Origin of the sequence: Lamprobacter sp. (genome assembly GCF_034860625.1) — a bacterium.
GTDB lineage: Bacteria > Pseudomonadota > Gammaproteobacteria > Chromatiales > Chromatiaceae > Lamprobacter.
The window spans coordinates 1-799 of sequence record NZ_JAYESN010000679.1 but is presented as its reverse complement, the minus strand read 5'-3'; the positions used below and the strand labels follow the sequence as shown (position 1 = coordinate 799).

The window sequence follows — 799 nt, the reverse complement described above, 5'->3', positions numbered from 1 at the left end:
TCTTGGCCTCAAGACCAACGCCTTCGTTATCCTTGACGGCGGCCTCTCGGACCTTGAGCAGCAGGAGATCGTTGAGCGCTTCGGCCAGGAGCATGATCCGCTGCGCGTGCTGCTCTGTTCCGACGTCGCCTCCGAGGGGCTGAACCTGCACTTCCTCTGTCATCGGCTCGTCCACTTCGATCTGCCCTGGTCGCCGATGGTGTTCCAACAGCGCAACGGCCGCGTCGACCGCTTCGGACAGCAATCCAGGCCGCGGATCGACTACCTGCTCACCGAATCCGAGGTCGAGACCGTCAAGGGCGATCTGCGCGTGATCGAGGTGCTGGTACGCAAGGACGAGCAGATCAGCCAAAACATCGGCGATCCGGCCTCGATCCTCCGCAAGCACAGCATCGAGGCCGAGGAGCAGGTCGTTGCCGAGGCGCTGGCTGAGGGGTTGAACGCCGAGCAGTTCGAGCAGCAGTGCATCGAGCAGGCCGAGCCGGACGATGATGACGATTGGGAAACGGCGCTGTTCGGAACCGACGCTGGCACTGACTCAGATGGCACCGGCGCTGGCAGCTCTGACGGCGTCGGCTCCGGCAACGGCTCTGCCGCCACCCTAGCGGGCCGACCGACCCCGCTCCGGCAAGAGCCGCATCGCTTCTTCCCCGACCTCTATGCCTTCGCCAAGCAGGCCATTAGCCGCGTCCCGGAGGCCGAGGGCTACCGCGTCGACGACCAGGCACGCATGCTGCGCCTGACCCCACCGGCCGATCTGCGCCGGCGCTTGCGTCGGCAACTGCCGGCCGAGGTGCTG

The 799-nt window shown here is 66.1% G+C and carries 1 protein-coding gene; it reads left to right on the top strand.

Annotated elements, in window-relative coordinates:
* Positions 1-28: 28 nt before the first annotated feature.
* Positions 29-799: C-terminal helicase domain-containing protein (locus VBE63_RS30725; RefSeq protein WP_323686736.1), on the top strand; the 771-nt coding region annotated here is incomplete at its 3' end.